We start from the raw sequence: 647 nt of genomic DNA on the forward strand, positions 1-647 counted from the left end.
CCACTGGCCAGCAGCAGCGACTGCGTGACCCCGTTCCAGCCGAAGACCTCCCCGGTGCAGAAGTCGGCGAAGACGTATGTGCCCGCCGGCAGCGCATTGCGGCTGCCACGGTAGACGTAGCCGCCGGTGACCGAGCAGCGGCCGGACACGTGCGTGTACTCCAGCAGCGGCGCGACGAAGTTCGCCGGAATGCACAGGGCCGAGTCCAGCCCGGTGCAGCGTGTGCCTTCGTAGACCCGCCAGCCGTAGTTGCCGCCCAACAGCAGAGGGCTGTCGATCTCCTCGCGCTCGCCCTGGCCGACGTCGGCCACCCAGCCCTGCCCGGTCAGGCGGTCGAAGCTGAAGCGCCAGGGATTGCGCCAGCCCGTGGAGTGGATCTCGTCGCGCCCGGCGCGGCCGACGTAGGGGTTGTCGGCCGGTGACGAGTAGCGAGTGCCCCCCACCAGGTCCGGCTGGTCGACGTCCAGGCGCAGGATCTTGCCCAGCAGCACCTCGATGTTCTGTGCGTTGTTCTGCGGGTCGTTGGAGCCGCCGCCGTCACCGGTGCCGATGTAGAGCATGCCGTCGGGCCCGAAGGCCAGCATGCCGCCGTTGTGGTTGCTCTGCCCGGGGTGAGGAATCGTCAGCAGCGGCAGCTCGGTCGGCTC

The 647-nt window shown here is 69.6% G+C and carries 1 protein-coding gene; it reads right to left on the bottom strand.

Annotated features, from left to right (window positions below; translation table 11 throughout):
- Window positions 1–647, bottom strand: a 647-nt coding sequence (locus tag JNK74_29180; protein ID MBL7650252.1) for a PQQ-dependent sugar dehydrogenase, incomplete at both ends; no start/stop codon positions are given.

This window comes from Candidatus Hydrogenedentota bacterium, from assembly GCA_016791475.1.
Taxonomy (GTDB): Bacteria; Hydrogenedentota; Hydrogenedentia; order Hydrogenedentales; family JAEUWI01; genus JAEUWI01.